Annotated in this window: 18 protein-coding genes and 2 pseudogenes; 19 read left to right on the top strand and 1 reads right to left on the bottom strand. The window is 62.2% G+C overall.

Annotated features, from left to right (window positions below; translation table 11 throughout):
• Window positions 1-43 precede the first annotated feature (43 nt).
• From GO608_RS00515 to GO608_RS00425, 19 genes and pseudogenes are all read left to right on the top strand, one after another.
• Window positions 44-1228, top strand: a complete 1185-nt coding sequence (locus GO608_RS00515; RefSeq protein ID WP_169199876.1) for an alpha-hydroxy acid oxidase — start codon at window positions 44-46, stop codon at window positions 1226-1228.
• 336 nt (window positions 1229-1564) lie between these two features.
• Complete coding sequence (locus GO608_RS00510) at window positions 1565-1927, top strand: transcriptional regulator (RefSeq protein WP_169199875.1); 363 nt, start codon at window positions 1565-1567, stop codon at window positions 1925-1927.
• 295 nt (window positions 1928-2222) lie between these two features.
• Window positions 2223-3182 (top strand): P-type conjugative transfer ATPase TrbB, encoded by a 960-nt coding sequence (trbB, locus tag GO608_RS00505; RefSeq protein WP_169199874.1) that lies wholly within the window; start codon window positions 2223-2225, stop codon window positions 3180-3182.
• Window positions 3183-3195: 13 nt separating this feature from the next.
• Window positions 3196-3621: a conjugal transfer system pilin TrbC gene (gene trbC / locus GO608_RS00500; protein WP_169199873.1), complete on the top strand. Its 426-nt coding sequence runs from the start codon at window positions 3196-3198 to the stop codon at window positions 3619-3621.
• Window positions 3622-3623: 2 nt separating this feature from the next.
• Window positions 3624-3935: a conjugal transfer protein TrbD gene (locus GO608_RS00495; RefSeq protein WP_169199872.1), complete on the top strand. Its 312-nt coding sequence runs from the start codon at window positions 3624-3626 to the stop codon at window positions 3933-3935.
• On the top strand, window positions 3932-6469 hold the full coding sequence (locus GO608_RS00490) for a VirB4 family type IV secretion/conjugal transfer ATPase (protein WP_169199871.1): 2538 nt from the start codon (window positions 3932-3934) through the stop codon (window positions 6467-6469). Before GO608_RS00495 ends, GO608_RS00490 begins: the two co-directional genes overlap by 4 nt.
• Entirely contained in the window at window positions 6466-7251 is a 786-nt protein-coding gene (locus GO608_RS00485; protein WP_169199870.1) for a conjugal transfer protein TrbF, read from the top strand. Before GO608_RS00490 ends, GO608_RS00485 begins: the two co-directional genes overlap by 4 nt.
• A 17-nt stretch (window positions 7252-7268) precedes the next feature.
• Complete coding sequence (trbG, locus tag GO608_RS00480; protein ID WP_169199869.1) at window positions 7269-8165, top strand: P-type conjugative transfer protein TrbG; 897 nt, start codon at window positions 7269-7271, stop codon at window positions 8163-8165.
• Window positions 8166-8167: 2 nt separating this feature from the next.
• Window positions 8168-8659 (top strand): conjugal transfer protein TrbH, encoded by a 492-nt coding sequence (locus GO608_RS00475; protein ID WP_169199910.1) that lies wholly within the window; start codon window positions 8168-8170, stop codon window positions 8657-8659.
• 5 nt (window positions 8660-8664) lie between these two features.
• Window positions 8665-10053, top strand: a complete 1389-nt coding sequence (locus tag GO608_RS00470; protein ID WP_169199868.1) for a TrbI/VirB10 family protein — start codon at window positions 8665-8667, stop codon at window positions 10051-10053.
• Window positions 10054-10071: 18 nt separating this feature from the next.
• Window positions 10072-10830, top strand: coding sequence for a P-type conjugative transfer protein TrbJ (gene trbJ / locus GO608_RS00465; protein WP_169199867.1), 759 nt, complete (start codon window positions 10072-10074; stop codon window positions 10828-10830).
• A gap of 14 nt (window positions 10831-10844) precedes the next feature.
• The gene (trbK, locus tag GO608_RS00460; protein WP_169199866.1) at window positions 10845-11075 is read left to right on the top strand and encodes an entry exclusion lipoprotein TrbK; all 231 of its coding nucleotides are present in this window, start codon (window positions 10845-10847) and stop codon (window positions 11073-11075) included.
• A 10-nt stretch (window positions 11076-11085) separates the two neighbouring features.
• Window positions 11086-12737 (top strand): annotated as a pseudogene (gene trbL / locus GO608_RS00455) (P-type conjugative transfer protein TrbL).
• A 17-nt stretch (window positions 12738-12754) separates the two neighbouring features.
• A complete protein-coding gene (locus GO608_RS00450; RefSeq protein ID WP_169200549.1) occupies window positions 12755-13330 on the top strand; it encodes a TrbM/KikA/MpfK family conjugal transfer protein in 576 nt (191 codons plus the stop codon).
• A gap of 5 nt (window positions 13331-13335) precedes the next feature.
• Entirely contained in the window at window positions 13336-13935 is a 600-nt protein-coding gene (locus tag GO608_RS00445; RefSeq protein WP_247002723.1) for a lysozyme family protein, read from the top strand.
• A pseudogene (locus GO608_RS19600) lies at window positions 13886-14191 on the top strand (transposase); the annotation flags it as partial. The gene GO608_RS00445 and the pseudogene GO608_RS19600, both read left to right, overlap by 50 nt.
• 391 nt (window positions 14192-14582) lie before the next feature.
• Window positions 14583-15542 (top strand): site-specific integrase, encoded by a 960-nt coding sequence (locus tag GO608_RS00435; RefSeq protein WP_169200551.1) that lies wholly within the window; start codon window positions 14583-14585, stop codon window positions 15540-15542.
• Window positions 15539-16513, top strand: a complete 975-nt coding sequence (locus GO608_RS00430) for a tyrosine-type recombinase/integrase (RefSeq protein ID WP_169200552.1) — start codon at window positions 15539-15541, stop codon at window positions 16511-16513. The genes GO608_RS00435 and GO608_RS00430 overlap by 4 nt, the downstream gene beginning before the upstream one ends.
• Complete coding sequence (locus GO608_RS00425) at window positions 16506-17525, top strand: tyrosine-type recombinase/integrase (RefSeq protein ID WP_169200553.1); 1020 nt, start codon at window positions 16506-16508, stop codon at window positions 17523-17525. Before GO608_RS00430 ends, GO608_RS00425 begins: the two co-directional genes overlap by 8 nt.
• Before the next feature lie 324 nt (window positions 17526-17849).
• Here the strand turns inward: GO608_RS00425 and GO608_RS00420 are convergent, their stop codons facing one another.
• Window positions 17850-18065, bottom strand: coding sequence for a hypothetical protein (locus tag GO608_RS00420; protein ID WP_169200554.1), 216 nt, complete (start codon window positions 18063-18065; stop codon window positions 17850-17852).
• Between the last annotated feature and the right edge of the window lie 25 nt (window positions 18066-18090).

Here is an 18090-nt window from a genome sequence, read left to right as displayed (position 1 = left end):
GCCGGAGCCGTCCGGCGGATCATCCGTCGACTCGGGAAAGCAGATGAAGCTGAATGTTGAAAATCACCGTCGCGCAGCTCGGCGGGCGCTGCCCCGTTTCGCCTTTGATTACGTGGACGGCGCGGCTGAGCGCAACGACTGCCTGCGCCGCAATGCCGACGATCTGTCCCGTCTTGCGCTGCTCCCACGAGTTCTGCGCGACACGGCGACACTCGATACGCGCATCGAAGTCTTCGGCGAGATCTGGCGCCGGCCTTTCGGCATCGCGCCGATGGGGTTAAACGGGCTCACCCGCCCGGGCGGCGACTGCATGCTCGCGCGTGCGGCGGCTGAGGCGGGCGTTCCTTTCGTGCTCTCGACCGCATCGAATGAGCGATTGGAGAAGGTTGCCGAGCCGCAGCGCGCGTTGAACTGGATGCAGCTCTATGTCATGCGCGAACGCAGTATCGCCGAACAGATGGTACGCAGGGCTAAGGCGAGCGGTTATGGCGCCCTGGTGCTCACGGTTGATGTGCCGGTCAGCGGGTACCGCGAGCGCGACGTGCGCAACGGTTTCCAGCTGCCGTTCCGACCGACTCCGGCCACGCTCGCGGACTTGGCCATGCACCCGCGGTGGTTGTGGCGCTTCTTGCGCAGCGGCATGCCGGCTTTCGTCAATCTCGCCGAGCGCGAAGGCGAAGATTCGCTGGCGCTGCAGGCGGCGCTCCTGAGCCGCGAGATGGACCGCAGCCTGTCGTGGGACTGTCTCGGCTGGCTGCGCCGGCTGTGGGACGGCCCGGTGGTGCTGAAGGGCATCTTGCATCCCGAGGATGCGCGAGAAGCGGTCGCACGCGGTATCGACGGAGTGATCGTTTCCAACCATGGCGGCCGACAGCTCGACGGAGCAGCATCGACAATTGGCGCCGTGACACGCGTGCTCGATGCGGTGGAAGGACGCATTCCGGTTTTCGTCGACAGCGGTTTTCGCAGCGGCCTCGATGTCGCGAAGGCCCTTGCGATGGGGGCACGAGCCGTCTTTCTCGGACGCCCATTGTTGTATGGATTGGCCAATGATGGCGAAGCGGGCGCAAGCACCATACTGAGACTGATCGGCACGGAGCTGGAGCGGGCGATGATTCTGTCGGGCGCGAGCCGGGTTGAGGGGCTGGATCGGGGGTGCTTGGTTCGGGTTGATGACTATTGGTGTAACGCGGGATTGTCGCATCCGAACGGAGCAAAGGAGACATGATGATGGAATTTGCGTCACTTCAAGGAGCGGCCAGGGTGGAGCGAGTCGTCGCGTGCACTGATCCACGGGGATATGAGTGGCCCGACCCGATTCGTCTGCTAGGCGGTGACGATCTCAGTGAGAACGAGCTGGCGCTGGTGGACAAACCGGCGCACCGTGAGGATCTCGCCAAGCATATATAAGCATCCGCGAGTCGATCCATACGGCCAGCAGAACCGCTATGCGGCATACTGACACCGTGGGTAAAGTCTTCATGAGTACAGCTATACTTATGCAGTCAGTCAAAGACTTTTAGCGGCTAAAATTAAGAATACGCAGATAAGAGGCCGGAAGCCCTTGTACAACTACATTTTTTTCACGAATATGCTGCGCGTCCTTGACGAACTGCACATGACTAAACAGGAGCTGGCGGATAAGTCGGGCGTGTCCATTTCTTTCCTCTCTGATATCACCACAGGCAAGGGCAACCCTTCATTGAAGGTGATGGAGGACATTGCCAAGGCGCTGCAAACGCCACTTCCCCTGCTGTTGGAGTCGACAGACTTGGACCCGGCTTCCCTGGAAGCCCTGGCCGGTGAAAAGATGCCCAGCAGTCTCCCACCAGGCTATGTGCGGGTAGCGGTGGTACTACCGGAGCATCAAGCGTTCATCGTGAAGAAGTGGGCCGAAACAGCCCGGAAGAAGCTTACGAAGGTGTAACACCAGGAAGGCAAGGCAGCACGAAAGCCAGAAAACGGCATTTTAGCGGCTAAAGCACGCTGGGCGCTCAACCTCCAACCCCACGTCCACAGCCCATCCGGCAGAAATACGCCGCGGCGCCCGCTCGGGTGCTTTGTCGGATTCTACCCTCGTTTTGCCGTAACCATGTCGCGTAAGCTGACAGAGACGATTTCGTCAAATCGTTTCAATTCGTTTCCCTTTCGCAATAAATAAAATTCGATATATCGTCCAGTGCTAGGATTCAGAGAAATGACATTCTAGGCAGGCGGAAACGATGATCGAGCACGGCGAGGCGATCAGCATAAAGGAACGTGCGAAGCGCAAGCTCGAGCGAGATATGGGGCCGGAGCTCCTTGCCGCGCTGAGCGACCCCAAGACCGTCGAAATCATGCTCAATGCCGACGGCAAACTGTGGCAGGAAAAATTGGGTGAGCCGATGCAGTGCATCGGCTCAATGCGGGTGGCGCAGGCGCAGGCGATCATCGAGACCATCGCCGGCTACCACGGCAAGGAAGTCACGCGCCAGAAGCCGATCCTCGAAGGCGAATTGCCCCTCGACGGCTCACGCTTCGCTGGCCAGATCCCTCCAGTAGTCCCGGCGCCGATCTTTGCCATTCGTAAGAAGGCGGTCGCCATCTTCACCCTCGATCAGTACGTCGAAAGCGGCGTGATGACCCCTGGGCAGCGCGACGTGTTGATTGAGGCCGTCCGCGCGCATCGCAACGTCCTCGTGATCGGCGGGACCGGCAGCGGCAAGACCACCTTGGTGAACGCCCTCATCAACCAAATGGTGATCAATGACCCAACAGAGCGGGTTTTCATCATCGAGGACACCGGAGAAATCCAGTGCGCGGCCGAGAACTACGTCCAGTACCACACCAGCCTCGACGTGAGCATGACGGCGCTGCTCAAAACCACCCTGCGTATGCGCCCCGACCGAATCCTGGTCGGAGAGGTACGCGGTCCCGAAGCCCTTGATCTCTTGATGGCCTGGAACACCGGTCATGAAGGAGGTGCCGCCACCCTTCACGCCAACAACGCGAAAGCCGGCCTTGATCGGCTCGCAATGCTCATCAGCATGCATTCCGACTCTCCCAAGCCCATCGAACCGCTCATCGGCCAAGCGGTTCATGTGGTCGTCCACATCGCCCGATCCGAAGGCGGGCGCCGCGTCCAGGAAATTATCGAGGTATCGGGTTTCGACCACGGTCGCTACATCACCAAAGCGCTTTAAAGGAGTAACCCCCATGCAATTCGCAGTGCCCTCGTTTCGCCTCGATCGTAACGCCGTCTTCTATCTCGGTCTGCTCGCTCTTCTGGCCTTCTTCCTGCTGGCGCCGCATTCGGCCTTCGCATCAGAAGGAACGGGCGGTTCGCTCCCGTATGAGAGCTGGCTGACCAACCTGCGCAACTCCGTCACCGGTCCGGTCGCGTTCACGCTGGCCCTCATCGGCATCGTCGTTGCTGGCGGCATCCTGATCTTCGGCGGAGAACTCAACGGCTTCTTCCGCACGTTGATCTTCATCGTCCTGGTCATGGCCCTTTTGGTCGGCGCGCAAAACATGATGAGCACCTTCTTCGGCCGTGGCGCGGAAATCGCGGCTGTGTCCGATGACGCGATCCAGCACGCCAAGCTGACCGCCTCGGTGGTCCTCCCCAGGCAGGCTGGATAAACATGGCCCTGCGCACCATCCCCATTCGTAGGGCCGGCAACCGAGAAAACCTGTTCATGGGCGGGGATCGTGAGCTGGTGATGTTCTCGGGGCTGCTGGCCGGGGCACTGATTTTCAGCGCCCAAGAAGTCAGGGCAACGGTGTTCGGGATCGCCTTGTGGTTCGGCGCGCTCTTCGTCTTGCGCCTCATGGCGAAGGGCGATCCGAAGATGCGCCACATCTACCTGCGGCACCGCCGCTACAAGGCGTATTACCCCCCGCGCTCGACGCCCTTCCGGGAAAACACGACAAGCCAAGGGAAGCAATACAAATGATCGAGGCAATTGCAATCACCATTGCTGGCGTCGGGACCGTCTTGTTGCTCATCCTGTTTGCCCGCATCCGCCAGGTCGATGCTGAATTGCAGCTCAAGAAGCATCGTTCCAAAGACGCGGGCCTGGCCGACTTGCTCAACTACGCTTCTTTGGTCGATGACGGCGTGATCGTGGGCAAGAACGGCTCCTTTATGGCTGCGTGGCTGTACCGGGGGGATGACAACGCCAGCAGCACCGATGAGCAGCGCGAAATGGTGTCCTTCCGGCTCAACCAGGCTCTGGCCGGCCTCGGTTCCGGCTGGATGGTGCACGTCGACGCGGTGCGCCGGCCAGCGCCTAACTATTCGGCAAAGGGGAGCTCGCATTTCCGGGATGCCGTTTCGGCGGCGATAGACAACGAACGGCGCCGGCTGTTCGAGGGCTTGGGCACAATGTACGAGGGGTACTTCGTACTGACGCTGACCTGGTTCCCGCCGCTCCTCGCGCAACGCAAGTTCGTCGAACTGATGTTTGACGATGACGCCATCGCTCCCGATCGCCAGACCCGGACGATGGGGCTCATCGAGCAGTTCAAGCGCGAACTCACTGCCATCGAAAACCGCCTGTCTTCGGCCGTCAAATTAATGCGGATGCGCGGCCAGAAGGTAGTCAACGAAGACGGCTCCACCGTCACGCATGACGACTTCCTGAGCTGGTTGCAGTTTTGCCTCACCGGCCGGCATCACCCAGTCCTGCTGCCCAGCAATCCGGTGTACCTGGATGCTGTGATCGGCGGTCAAGAGCTGTGGGGCGGAGTGGTGCCCAGGATCGGCCGCAACTTCGTCCAGGTCGTTGCCATCGAGGGCTTTCCCCTGGAGTCCACCCCCGGGCTCTTGACCGCCTTGGGCGAGCTGCCGTGCGAATACCGTTGGTCGAGCCGGTTCATCTTCATGGACCCGCACGAGGCCGTGAAGCACCTGGACAAGTTCCGTAAAAAGTGGCGACAGAAGGTACGCGGGTTCTTCGATCAGGTCTTCAACACCCATACCGGCCCGGTCGATCAAGACGCCCTGTCGATGGTGGGCGACGCCGAAGCGGCGATTGCCGAAGTCAATAGCGATCTGGTCGCGGTCGGCTATTTCACGGGCGTGGTGATTCTGATGGACGAGAATCGGGACAAGCTCGAGGAATCGGCCCGACTGGTCGAGAAGTCCATCAATCGCCTAGGCTTCGCAGCGCGCATCGAGACCATCAACACCCTCGATGCCTTTCTCGGCAGCCTCCCCGGTCACGGGGTCGAGAACGTGCGCCGACCCCTCATCAACACGATGAACCTGGCTGATCTGCTCCCGACCTCATCCATTTGGACCGGCCACGCCGACGCGCCGTGCCCGCTCTATCCGCCGCTGTCGCCGGCCCTGATGCATTGCGTTACCCATGGGGCTACACCGTTCCGCCTCAACCTGCATGTGCGCGACCTCGGCCACACATTCATGTTCGGCCCGACCGGCGCCGGCAAGTCCACGCACCTGGCGCTGATCGCCGCCCAGCTCCGGCGCTACCCCGGCATGACCCTCTACGCCTTCGACAAAGGCATGTCCCTGTACCCGCTGACCAAGGCGGTCGGCGGGCTGCACTTCTCAGTCGCGGCCGACGATGACCGCTTGGCCTTCTGCCCGCTCCAGTTCCTCGATTCCAAGGGCGATCGTGCCTGGGCGATGGAGTGGATCGACACCATCCTGGCATTGAACGGGGTTGAAACCACGCCCGCCCAGCGCAACGAAATCGGTCACGCGATCATGAGCATGCATCGCAGCGGCGCACGCACGCTCTCGGAGCTCTCGGTGACGATCCAAGACGAAGCGATCCGCGAGGCGATCAGGCAGTACACGGTGGACGGCACGATGGGACACCTGCTGGACGCCGAAGAGGATGGCTTGTCGCTCGCCGACTTCACCACGTTTGAAATCGAGGAACTGATGGACCTCGGCGAAAAGTACGCGCTCCCGGTCCTGCTGTACCTGTTCCGCCGCATCGAGCGCAGCCTGAAAGGCCAGCCGGCCGTCATCATCCTGGATGAAGCGTGGTTGATGCTCGGTCACCCGGCATTCCGCGCCAAGATCCGCGAATGGCTCAAGGTGCTGCGTAAGGCCAACTGTCTCGTGCTGATGGCGACACAGAGCCTTTCCGACGTGGCGAACAGCGGCATCCTCGACGTGATCGTGGAATCCACCGCGACCAAGATCTTCCTGCCCAACGTCTATGCCCGCGACCAGGACACGGCGGCTCTGTACCGCCGCATGGGCCTCAACACGCGCCAGATCGAAATCCTGGCGACCGCCATTCCGAAACGACAGTACTACTACGTTTCCGAGAGTGGTCGCCGCCTCTATGACCTCGCTCTGGGACCGTTCGCCCTGGCCTTCGTCGGTTCCTCCGACAAGGAATCGGTTACCAGCATCAAGAGCCTTGAAGCCAAGTTCGGCGATCAATGGGTGCATGAGTGGCTGGCGGGGAAGGGCCTGAACCTCAATGACTATCTGGAGGCCGCATGAGCATCGCTGACACGATGAAGGGCTTGATCTTCAAGAAGAAGGCCGAGCTGAACGGCGATCCTCTCGATCCGCGCAACGCCGGCGCCCCGATGGTCGGCGGCCGCCGTGAGGGGGAGGTCGAGAACCCCTACCTGGCCGCTCGCCGCACCTGGAACGATCACGTCGGGTCGATCGTATCCCAGCGCCAGACTTGGCAGGTCATCGGCATCCTGTCGCTGCTCATCGCCCTGGCCGGCGTCGGCGGCGTGATCCACATCGGGAGCCAGTCGAAGTTCATCCCCTATGTGGTGGAAGTCGACAAGCTCGGCCAGACGGTGGCTGCCGGCCCGGTCACCGCAGCGGCTAAAGCCGATCCACGTGTCGTCCACGCGTCGGTGGCCGAGTTCATTGGAGACGCCAGGATCGTGACTCCCGACGTGGCCTTGCAGCGCAAGGCCGTGTTCCGAGTGTACGCGAAGCTCTCTCCGAACGATCCCGCGACCGCGAAGATGAACGAGTGGCTGAACGGCCACCCCCAGGCCAGCCCGTTCAAGCGGGCGGAAAAGGAAATGGTCAACGTCGAAATCAAGACCGTCCTCCAGCAGTCACCTGACACTTGGCAAGTGGATTGGGTGGAAACCAGCCGCGACCGGCAAGGCGCCGTCAAGGGCCAGCCCGTCACGATGCGCGCCCTGGTCACGGTGTACACGGCCGAAGTCTCTAGCCAAACGACAGACGAGCAGTTGCGGAACAACCCCATGAGCGTATTCGTCCGCGACTTTTCTTGGTCACGCATTCTCTGATTTAGGGGTTATCCAAGATGAAAAAACATCTTTCTGCGGTGATCCTGGGCGTCGCGCTGACCGCACCCGTCGTGGCGTCACCGGACGATGACTTGGCCGACAAGTATTTCTCCGGGAAGAACCCCCAGCTGACCGCGCAAGAGCGGGAGGCGTTGAGAATCGCCAAGAAGTGGGGGGCGAACTCGGCGACCGGCATCAAACCGGTGGCCGGCGCTAACGGCGCCGTGCGCTTCATCTACGGCGCACAACAACCCAGCATCGTGTGCGCAGTACTCCAGGTCTGCGACGTAGCTTTGCAGCCCGGCGAACAGGTGAACTCGATCCACCTGGGCGATACCGCCCGCTGGACGGTCGAGCCGGCGATCACGGGCAGCGGCGCCGCCGAAACCCAGCACCTCATCATCAAGCCGATGGATGTCGGGTTGGAAACCAGCCTGATCGTGACGACGAACCGTCGCACCTATCACCTCAAGCTGCGCTCGCATCGCACCGAGTACATGCCGCAAGTGGCCTTCACCTACCCCGAGGACGCCCTTGCCAAGTGGGATGCGATTCGCACCCGCGAAGTGCGCGAGCGCGAAGAGCAAACGATGCCGCAGACCGGCGAATACCTCGGTGATTTGTCGTTCGACTATGACGTATCCGGCGCCACGCGCTGGAAGCCGGTGCGCGTCTACAACGATGGCCGCAAGACCATCATCGAAATGCCATTGACGATGGAACAGACCGAGGCGCCGACCCTGCTGGTCGTGCGCAAGGATGGCGGGCTCTTCACCGACGACGAAACCGTGCTGGTCAATTACCGCGTCCAGGGCGACCGCTACATCGTGGACACGATCTTCGACCAGGCGATCCTGATTGCCGGCGTCGGTAGCAGCCAAGACCGCGTGACCATCACCAGGACCGGGAAATGACCATGAAGAGATTTGCCCTTGTCGCGCTGGTTGCATTCGCCCTGGGCGGATGCGCAACGACAACCCCTTACGGCAATTTCATTCAGCCCTCGGTTACGGCTGACCAGCAACAGCTCGCCGGGGATGCCGCGAAGCAGCTCGTTGCGCTGTGGCCGCCGGCCAAGACGCAGTTCGAACTGCAGCAGCCCACGCCGGACGAGTTCGGCGCAGCACTGGTCAGCAATCTCCGGGCGGCCGGCTATGCCGTCCTGGAGTACGCCCTGGAGAGAACCTCCAGCGCCGACAATGCCGCGCCAGACCAGACAGCCGGCGAGCCGCTTGCGGTCGCACCACCGACCACGGCCGCACTGGCGCTGCGGTACGTCCTGGATCATGACGCCGGCAGCGGGCTTTATCGCCTCACGCTGCTGGTCGGCTCGCAGTCCATCACACGCCCCTACCTCGAACAGAACCGCACGTTGATTCCGGCCGGGTATTGGGCACGCAAGGAGTGACGCTGATGAGCGAAACAGCCGATCAAATGGCACCGGAGGCCTCGCCCGGCCAAGTGTCGAAGAAGTCAGGCGTGCGTCGGGTCAACAATCTGCCCATGTACCTGCTGGGAGGGGTGATGGTTGCTTTTCTGGTGGTCATGATGCTGGTGGCAGCAGACCGCGCCGCCAAGCAGAACGCACCGGCAACCGGTACCGCCGAAAAAGCCGGCAACACGTCGATGTTCGCCAAGGAGATTGCCGGCGAGCAGACGGGCGGGATGATTCAGCCGGCGTCGCAACTGGTCCCGCCGGAGATCGACGCGGCCCCAGCCAGCGAGCCGCTATTGATCGCCCGCCCCGAAAACCTGGACGTCCCACCGAGCCCGCCGGCTGCGAGCGGACGGCTACAGCAGCCCGAGCGCGACGACGAGGCCGACCGCATTCGTATGGCGAAGCTCCAACGGCTCGAGGAAGCGGCCAAGGCGCGAAGCGGGGTGCAGATGGTGGCCCCGCGTAGCGCTGCCTCCGCGCCCGGGGGTGCAGCCGGCATGCCGCAATCGCGCGAAGAAATGCTGGCACGGCTTGCCGGCGTGCGACAGCAGGCGGACGGCGCGCGCAGCGAAGATCCGACTGCCGCGTATCAAGCGCGCCTGGCACAAATTCGCAGCAACCTCAACACCGGGGCGACCAACCCGGCGGCCGGCGGCAGCGATGCGTCGCAACCGGTCCGGACTTCGACAGGTGGTCGCAACAACATCGCGCAATTCGGGAAAGCAGGGCAGGGGGACCGCTGGGCGATGGACTCTCAGCCCGAGGCGCCCCACACGCCGTTCGAGCTGCGGGCCGGGTTCGTCGTGCCCGCCACACTCATTTCCGGGATCAACTCAGACCTGCCGGGCCAGATCATGGCCCAAGTCGTGCAGCATGTTTACGACACCCCGACCGGGCGGCACCTGCTGATCCCGCAAGGCTCGCGCCTGGTCGGGACGTACTCCAGCGATGTTGCCCACGGTCAGGCACGCGTGCTGGTGGCGTGGCAGCGCATTGTCTTCCCCGACGGAAAGGCGATGGATATCGGCGCGATGCCGGGCGCCGACAGCGCCGGCTATGCCGGCTTCAACGACCAGGTGAACAACCACTACTTCCGCACGTTCGCGTCGGCTTTCCTCATGTCGGCCGTAACGGCCGGCTTCACCTTGAGCCAGGACAACGGCAACAGCACCGGTGACTCGCAGCGCGCGAGCGATGCCTTGAGCGAAGCCCTCGGGCAACAGCTCGGCCAAGTCACGGCACAGATGATCGCCAAGAACCTGAACATCGCACCAACGCTGGAAATCCGCCCGGGCTACCGCTTTAACGTCATCGTCACCAGGGACATGACTTTTTCAAAGCCGTACCGATCGTTCGATTACTGACGCGAAGGAGAAGCACCTATGAAGATGAAGTTTTTAGCCGCTAAAGCCACCCTGGTCGTTGCTCTGTCCGCAGGCCCGCTCGCGGCGCACGCCGGGATTCCGGTCATCGACGCCGCGAACCTCTCGCAAACCATCATGACGGCAATCGAGAGCGTTGCCCAGACGCTCAAGCAGATCGAGCAGTATCAAACGCAACTACAGCAGTACGAGAACCAGATTCAAAACACGATGGCACCAGCCGCCTACATTTGGGATCGCGCGCAATCGACCATCAACGGCCTGATGACCGCCGTCGACACGCTGAACTACTACAAGACACAGCTCGGCAGCGTCGATGCCTACTTGGGCAAATTCCAGGACGTCGCCTATTACCGGGGCTCCCCGTGCTTCTCCGGCGCTGGGTGCAGCGATACGGAGCGGACGGCCATGAACGAGAACCGACGCCTGGCCTCCGAATCGCAGAAAAAGGCCAACGACGCGCTTTTCCGTGGCCTCGACAGGCAACAGGAAGCCCTCAAGGCCGACGCCCGCACGCTGGAACAACTGCAATCCAGCGCTCAAGGCGCCAGCGGCCAGATGCAAGCGCTCGGTTATGCCAACCAGCTCGCCAGCCAGCAAGCCCATCAGCTCTTGCAGATACGGGGGCTGTTGATCGCCCAGCAGAACGCAATTGCGACCCGCATGCAGGCCGAGGCCGACCGGGAGGCACAGACTATCGCAGCGGATGAACAATTCCGTCGTGGCAGTTATCGGGCCAGCTCCGGGCAGACCTGGTAAAGGAGCATAGGTGGATGAATCGCAATTTGACCCTGACAGCGGCCGCCCTTGTGGGGGCCCTCGTGACTGGCTGCGCGCCGGATGCCTCGGAAGAACCGAAGAAGGAGGAAATGCCGGTGGTTAACGATGAGAACTGCAAGCTGGAGAACATCAAGAAGATCCAGGACGAGAAAGCACGGCAGGCGTTTGCCGATGCCTGCGCTCGTCGTGGCGACTTCAAGTCTAGCTCCGGAAAGACCTATTGAGGGAATGACCATGAGACTGCCAGTCACCTCCAAAGCCCTTCCTCTGCTATTGCCGCTGTGGCTGGCACTCTTTGCGCTGGATGCTCATGCCGCCATCGACAACGCGGACGTGCTCGATAACGTACTGACGCGCTACCAGACAGCCGCGAGCGGCTGGGCTGCCACCATCATCAATTCCGCGTCATGGTTGTTCTGGCTGTTAGTCGTGATCTCGATGGTTTGGACGTTCGGCATGATGGCGTTGCGCAAGGCCGACATTGGGGAGTTCTTCGCGGAGTTCGTCCGCTTCACGATCTTCACCGGCTTCTTCTGGTGGCTCTTGACCAACGGCCCGAACTTCGCCAAATCGATCATGGATAGCTTGCGGCAGATCGGCGGCAATGCAACTGGACTCAGCATCGGCCTTTCCCCATCCGGGATCGTAGATGTAGGGTTTGAGATCTTCGACAAGGTAATCGACCAATCGTCGCTGTGGTCGCCAGTGAATAGCGCCGTAGGGATCAGCATCGCCGCAGCCATCTTGGTGATCCTCGCTCTAGTCGGCGTCAACATGCTGCTACTGCTGGTCTCCGGCTGGATTCTGGCGTATGCGGGAATCTTCTTCCTAGGCTTCGGCGGCTCCCGGTGGACCTCCGACATGGCGATCAACTACTACAAGACCGTCCTCGGCGTGGCGGCTCAACTGCTCGCGATGGTGCTGATCGTCGGCATCGGTAAAACCTTCCTCGATGACTACTACGGAAGGATGAGCGAAAGCATGACCATCAAGGAAATGGGGGTCATGTTGATTGTTTCCGTAATCCTGCTATCGCTGGTCAACAAGCTCCCAAGCCTCGTATCCGGAATCATCACTGGCGCCAGTGTCGGGCACGCCGGCATTGGCAGCTTCGGAGCTGGCGCTGCGGTCGGCGCCGCGGGCATGGCGGCAGCAGCAGCGGCGACGGGAGGCGCGATGTTGGCTGCAGGTGCCGCGAACGCGGCCGGTGGTGCACAAGCCGTGATGGCGGCCTTCTCCAAGGCCAGCGAGAACGTCCAATCCGGCTCTGACGCGCTCACCAGCATGTGGGGTGGCGGTGGCGGTGGCGTGGGAGGGGCGGAGGCGGAGGTAAGGGTGAGGAAAGCACCGGCAGCACGCCATTCGCCCAAGCGGCCGGCTTCGCATCATCCGGCAGCGTTCAAGCCCTAGGAGGCAACTCGGGAGTGAAGGCCGAGGGGCAGGGTGGGGACGCCAAGGGCAAAGAAGAAGGGAAGTTCGATCAGGAGCAAGGCAAGGCTAGCGAATCCAAGGCCAACGCAGGAACGGGCGGCGCCGGAAAGGCAGAAGGAGGGCCGCAGCGAAGCTCCGGAGGCTTGAGGCCCTCGGCCGGGAAAGCGGGGTTGTTCGCCGCCGATGCAGCCGCGAACTTGGCGAAAGGCACGGCACAGGTAGCAAAGGAAAAGATGGCTGGCATCAGGGATGCCGCGATGGATCGCATCGCCGAAACCACGGGGGGCAAGATCGCCGCCGCCATCCAGGCCGGGAGTGCGAAAGATGAGGCAGGGAGCGCCATCGAATCGATGCCGACGTTCGGGGGAAACAATCTCGCGGGTGCCAGCACCAGCGATGCCGACGTGGCGGCAGAAGTCGCTGCGTTTGCGAACCGAGGCACCAAATTCGCATGAGCAAGGAGAATCGAAGAATGAAGAAGAACCTGTTTGGGATGGCCGCCGTGGTGGCCATGGGCGCAGGGGCCGGCTCGGTCAGTGCCCAAGACGCAGACGTGCTTTCCGGCGATACCCGCCTTGCCTGCGAGGCCATTCTGTGCCTCTCCACCGGGCAGCGGCCGAGCGAGTGCACTCCCTCCTTGGATCACTATTTCCGTATCAAGAAAAAGAAACTGTCGGACACGCTCGAGGCGAGGCTCGGCTTCTTGAACAAGTGCCCGGTCGCCAACCAAACGCCGCAAATGTCGACCCTGGTACGAGCGATCTCGCGCAGCGCCGGCCGATGCGATGCGGCCTCGCTGAACAGCGCGCTGCAGATGTCGACCAGCGGCGACGGCGGCGAGATCTATATCGGCAACAGGATGCCCGACTACTGCGTGATTTACACAGACCACGCCTACACCGACTTCAGCCAGACCAAGCCCATCTATGTCGGGCTGCCGGAGAACGGCGGATATTGGGTTGAAGCGAAGGATTACGAACGTGCCCTGACGGAATATAACGCCCGTCCGGAAGCGGAGCACCGGAACTATTGGTGGGGAGGCACCTAATGGTGCTGCCGTTCGTTGCGGATCTACCCCCGCTGGAGCAAGAGCGCATCGTGTGCTCAGTCTCATCTGCCGTGAAGTATGAAGTGCCCGCCAACATCGTCTTGGCAGTCGCCGAGAAAGAGGGCGGCAAACCGGGCCAGTGGGTTCGCAACACGAACGGCACCCATGACGTAGGCCCGATGCAGTTCAATACCGCGTACCTGCGCGAACTGGAGCGGTACGGCATCACGGCGAACGATGTAGCGGCCGCCGGCTGCTACTCGTTCGATCTGGCCGCCTGGCGGCTGCGGATGCACCTGCACAACGACAAGGGTGACATCTGGACGCGAGCCGCGAACTACCATTCGCGCACACCGCAGTTCAATGCGATCTATCGCGCCGACCTGATGGAGAAGGCGGGGAAATGGGCGGATTGGTTGGAAGCCCGGTTTGTCACCCTCGACGTAACGAAAGAGGGCGTAGCAGCGCCTTCGACACCAACGATGCAGGCGCCGGTCGCTGCGGCCGCGGCGACTCAAGCCGCGCAACCGACCCTGCCACGATCCACGCGCCCATGTGCGTATTTGCCGCGCCAGATCACTTTCACCAGCGCGGCGAACGAATGACGCCGCTGCAACTCTCGGACTGGATCGCCAAATCGCAAGGCAAGTATCGGAGGCTCGTCGACTGTGTCGAGGCGAACATCGGCGAGACTCTCCGCTTCTACCGCTGTCCCGCGTCCACCGCAAGCATTGGGAGAGCACGAACATGCTCGAGCGGCCCAATGAGGAGATCAAGCGACGAACGCACGTCGTGCGCATCTTCCCGAACGTCGAATCCTGCCTGCGCCTCATTCGCGCGCTGTGCGTCGAGACCCACGAGGAGCCGCTCGAGGACAGCCGTTACCTGATCGTGGCTGCGGCAGCAGCGCATGCTCGCAGCTGCCGCACGACGCTCAACACCGTAGACCGGCGGGTCTTCGGTTCATCGAACTGGTGGTATTAAACACTGCCGTCATTCATCGCCTTCGAGGTTCAACGACAGGTTTCCGACTCGAGCAGGCGATCCGAGGGGGCGCCCACAGACAGCAGCTCGGCCTTATGGAAATCTTTCCATAAGCCCGATTATGCAAAGCCCTCGATTATGGAAAGTAGTCGGCGTGGTTGAAGCGAAGAGGCAGGCTGGAAGGGGCCCGCCGGATTTGGAGACGGCCACGGGGTCGACATAATTTCCGCGGTTTCCTGAAGTGGTAGTTCCACTTCAGGAGGCCGTTATGAACCACATTCCCTTGCATGAGGCTGTGCCGAGCGCGCAGCCATCGACCGCGACCCCGGATCATGCCGCCGAGGAATTGCGTCGCTACGACGTGTATTTGTGCGATGTACGCGGACTGGCGGTGGGGACCCGCCGCAATTGTGGCCGCGTCGTCGGACGTCTCTTGCGACAGAAATTTGTAGGGCAGCCGATCGACATTTCCAGGCTGCGCCCAGACGACGTGCGTCGGTTCCTTGCCAAGGAACTGAATCCGCAGCAGTCGCATTCCTACGCATCTCAAGTGACATCGGCGCTGCGGAGTTACTTCCGCTACCGGACGACCTGCGGCGATCAGGTCGGCAAGCTGATGGCGGTCATCTCGACGCCTGTCCACTGGAAACTGGCGTCCTTGCCACGAGCACTCAAGCCGGATGAAGTTTGCCGGCTGCTGACCGCATTTGCCGCCGTCCATCGCTGGCCGAAACGGGGTTATGCGATCGTCCGTTGCGCGCTGGACCTGGGGCTGCGTTCCTGCGAGATCGCCCATCTCATGATCGGCGACATCGACTGGCGCACCGGCACCGTGACCCTGCGGGGCACGAAGTCGCGCCGGCAAGACATCCTGCCCTTGCCGATGGAGACCGGACAGGCGCTGGCGGACTATCTGCAGCATGAACGCCCCGCCAGCAGCCATCCCGCGGTCTTCGTCCGACGCTCGGGTTCGTGCGACCGGCCCATCACGTCGGCCGCCGTTCAGAACGTGATCAAGCGTGCCTGTCGACGAATCGGCCTGCCGTCCTGTGGCGCGCATGCGTTGCGCCACACGCTGGCCTGCCGATTGGTTGAGAACGGCAGCTCCCTCAAGGAGGTTGCCGATGTCCTGCGCCACCGGTCGCTGAACTCCACCCTGATCTACGCCAAGCTCGACACGCCAAAGCTGTTCACCGTGCCACTGCCTTGGCCCGGGAGCCAATCGTGAGCGCGCGCGCCAGCTTGCAGACGAGGATTGACGACTATCTCGCCGAACGCCGGCGCCTCGGGTTCCAGTTGCGATCACGGGGTACGTTTCTGGCCGGGTTTGCGCGCTTCGTTGCCACTCGGCGTCACCATGGTCCGCTGACTGCCGCGCTCATGATCGACTGGGTGCGCCAAGGCAAAGGGGGCAAAGGATCACCGTGGACTTGGTCATGCCGTCTGGCCAGGCTGCTGCACTTCATCCGTTACCTGAAGCAGTTCGAGCCGGCCACCGAGATTCCGGACGCATCGACCTTCGGCCCCGAGCCCGGGCGCGTGGCGCCCCACATCTATCGCGATGAGGAGATCGTCGAACTGCTGGCGGCCGCCCGCAGGCTCGGACCTTGCGGCAGCTTGCGTCCGGTCACCTTCGAGACCCTGTTCGGCCTGATGGCCTCGACCGGGCTGCGCGTTTCCGAAGCGATTCACTTGCGCGATGCCGATGTCGATCTCAAGCACGGCATGCTGACCGTCCGGCAGACGAAGTTTGCCAAGTCGCGCCAGTTGCCCCTGCATCCGAGCACCGTCGAGGCACTGGCACGCTACCGACGTCAGCGCGTGCGGCAGGTTCCGATCACCGCCGAGGCGCCGTTCTTCATCGGCAGCCGTGGCCGGCGATTGGGGCAACCACTTGGGGATCGGCAGGTTCATCGCGTCTTCAATGCCTTGCGCGACAGCCTTGCTTGGGTGAATCGCGGCGCACACGACGCCCCGCGGCTGCACGACCTGCGCCACACCTTCGCTGTCCGTCGTGTGATGCTCTGGCATGCCGAAGGCACCGATGTCGATCAGATGATGCTCGCGCTCTCGACCTACATGGGGCATGCCGAGATCTTCTACACGTACTGGTATCTGACGGCCGTACCCGAGCTGATGGCGCTCGCCGGCAGCAAGTTCGAGCAGTTCGCCGATTTCCCGGGAGTCGGCGATGAGTAGGAGCCAGCCATCCGCAGCGCCACCGTCATTTGCCGCCCTTGTCCAAACCTACTTCGCCGAACATCTGACGCAGCAGCGCGCCCTCAGCCCGCGGACCATCTCGGCCTACCGCGATGCCTTCATGTTGTTTCTGGCGTTTGCGCAGTCCCGGCTGGGCAAGTCTCCGACGGCGATGGCGCTGGCCGACATCACGCCGGATCTGATCGTGACCTTCCTGGATCATCTGGAGCACGAGCGGAACAACTCGGTTCGCAGCCGTAACGCGCGCCTGGCCGCCCTGCGATCGTTCCTGAAGTTTGCCGCCCACCGGGATGTTTCATCGCTGCAGGTGATCGAGCGCGCGCTGGGCGTGCCCGTGAAACGCTTCGAGCGTCCGATGTTCGGCTTCCTGTCCCGCAAGGAAATGCTTGCAGTGATCGGCACGCCCGATGACACATGGCTGAGCCGCCGAGACCACGTGCTGATCCTGATGCTCTACAACACAGGGGCACGCGTCTCGGAGATGCTCCACGTCCAGGTTGGCGATGTCGTGCTCGACGAGGGCGCCGCCTGCGTCCATCTGCATGGCAAGGGGCGCAAGCAACGCAGCGTTCCGCTGTGGCGCTCGACGGTCAAGGCGATCCGGGCCTGGTTGCGGCTGAATCCGCAATTCCAGGCCACGTCGGCGCTACTGCCGAACCGCAACGGGCATGCGATGACGCGCGTCAATGTCGCTCAACGCCTCGCGCTCGCAGTCCAAGCTGCGGCCGCAACTCACCCCGATTTGGCCGGTCGGCGCATCTCGCCCCACACCATTCGCCACACCACCGCAATGCACCTCCTGCAGGCCGGCGTCGATGTCAGCGTGATCGCGCTTTGGCTCGGTCACGAGAGTCCTGTCACCACGCACCATTACGTTGAGGCCGACTTGGCGATGAAGGAACGCGCCCTGGCGCGACTGCAGGAACCGGAGGCCAAGATCCAGCGCTATCGGGCGCCCGACTCACTGATCGACTTCCTTCGAGCACTGTAATTATGCAAACCTCGCGTCGCACGCCTTCCGCTGCCTGTCGGCGGTTGGCGTGTCCGACGGCTCGCTACTTTCCATAATCGTGGACTTTGCATAATCGGCCTGACCTGCCGTTGGCCTTGTGTTCGGTATCGGGCGGCAATGAGCGGGATACCCGTCGCTCAGCCGCCGCCCATGGTCAATGACCGCTTGCCCGCCCGATGAACTCGAACTTCCGACCCGTTGCTGCCGTTGAGCTTTTAGGGAAGCTGTCATTCAACGTTTGACATGAGAGGCGGCGCCCGGCTTGCCGGGTGACGTCCTCTCGCTGGGAGGGTTAGACGGCATTCAGCGCAGACGCTGGGAGACTGCGAGTAGCCGCTGAATGAAATCGGCCTCTTCCGATTTTTCACGCATAGACAGATAGATTGCGTGCAGTGGAATTCCGAATCTGTCTTTGAACTTGGACTCAAGCACACGGCGGTCAACTGCGGCTGTCAAAGCCTGTCCTTCCGGATAGATCACCAATAGATCCACATCAGCCGCGCCCTCGGGAGTGTTCAAGAAAGACCCGTATACGTAGAGTTGG

This window comes from Aromatoleum buckelii, from assembly GCF_012910785.2.
GTDB lineage: Bacteria > Pseudomonadota > Gammaproteobacteria > Burkholderiales > Rhodocyclaceae > Aromatoleum > Aromatoleum buckelii.
The sequence above is the reverse complement of the archived record's forward strand: the minus strand, read 5'-3'. Positions and strand labels throughout refer to the sequence as shown.

Excerpts from the sequence above, each read along its gene's own strand:
- GO608_RS00515 (WP_169199876.1), top strand. The coding sequence starts at position 44 with ATGAAGCTGAATGTTGAAAATCACCGTCGCGCAGCTCGGCGGGCGCTG.
- trbB (WP_169199874.1), top strand. The coding sequence starts at position 2,223 with ATGATCGAGCACGGCGAGGCGATCAGCATAAAGGAACGTGCGAAGCGC.
- trbC (WP_169199873.1), top strand. The coding sequence starts at position 3,196 with ATGCAATTCGCAGTGCCCTCGTTTCGCCTCGATCGTAACGCCGTCTTC.
- GO608_RS00495 (WP_169199872.1), top strand. The coding sequence starts at position 3,624 with ATGGCCCTGCGCACCATCCCCATTCGTAGGGCCGGCAACCGAGAAAAC.
- GO608_RS00490 (WP_169199871.1), top strand. The coding sequence starts at position 3,932 with ATGATCGAGGCAATTGCAATCACCATTGCTGGCGTCGGGACCGTCTTG.
- GO608_RS00485 (WP_169199870.1), top strand. The coding sequence starts at position 6,466 with ATGAGCATCGCTGACACGATGAAGGGCTTGATCTTCAAGAAGAAGGCC.
- trbG (WP_169199869.1), top strand. The coding sequence starts at position 7,269 with ATGAAAAAACATCTTTCTGCGGTGATCCTGGGCGTCGCGCTGACCGCA.
- GO608_RS00475 (WP_169199910.1), top strand. The coding sequence starts at position 8,168 with ATGAAGAGATTTGCCCTTGTCGCGCTGGTTGCATTCGCCCTGGGCGGA.
- GO608_RS00470 (WP_169199868.1), top strand. The coding sequence starts at position 8,665 with ATGAGCGAAACAGCCGATCAAATGGCACCGGAGGCCTCGCCCGGCCAA.
- trbJ (WP_169199867.1), top strand. The coding sequence starts at position 10,072 with ATGAAGATGAAGTTTTTAGCCGCTAAAGCCACCCTGGTCGTTGCTCTG.
- trbK (WP_169199866.1), top strand. The coding sequence starts at position 10,845 with ATGAATCGCAATTTGACCCTGACAGCGGCCGCCCTTGTGGGGGCCCTC.
- GO608_RS00450 (WP_169200549.1), top strand. The coding sequence starts at position 12,755 with ATGAAGAAGAACCTGTTTGGGATGGCCGCCGTGGTGGCCATGGGCGCA.
- GO608_RS00435 (WP_169200551.1), top strand. The coding sequence starts at position 14,583 with ATGAACCACATTCCCTTGCATGAGGCTGTGCCGAGCGCGCAGCCATCG.
- GO608_RS00425 (WP_169200553.1), top strand. The coding sequence starts at position 16,506 with ATGAGTAGGAGCCAGCCATCCGCAGCGCCACCGTCATTTGCCGCCCTT.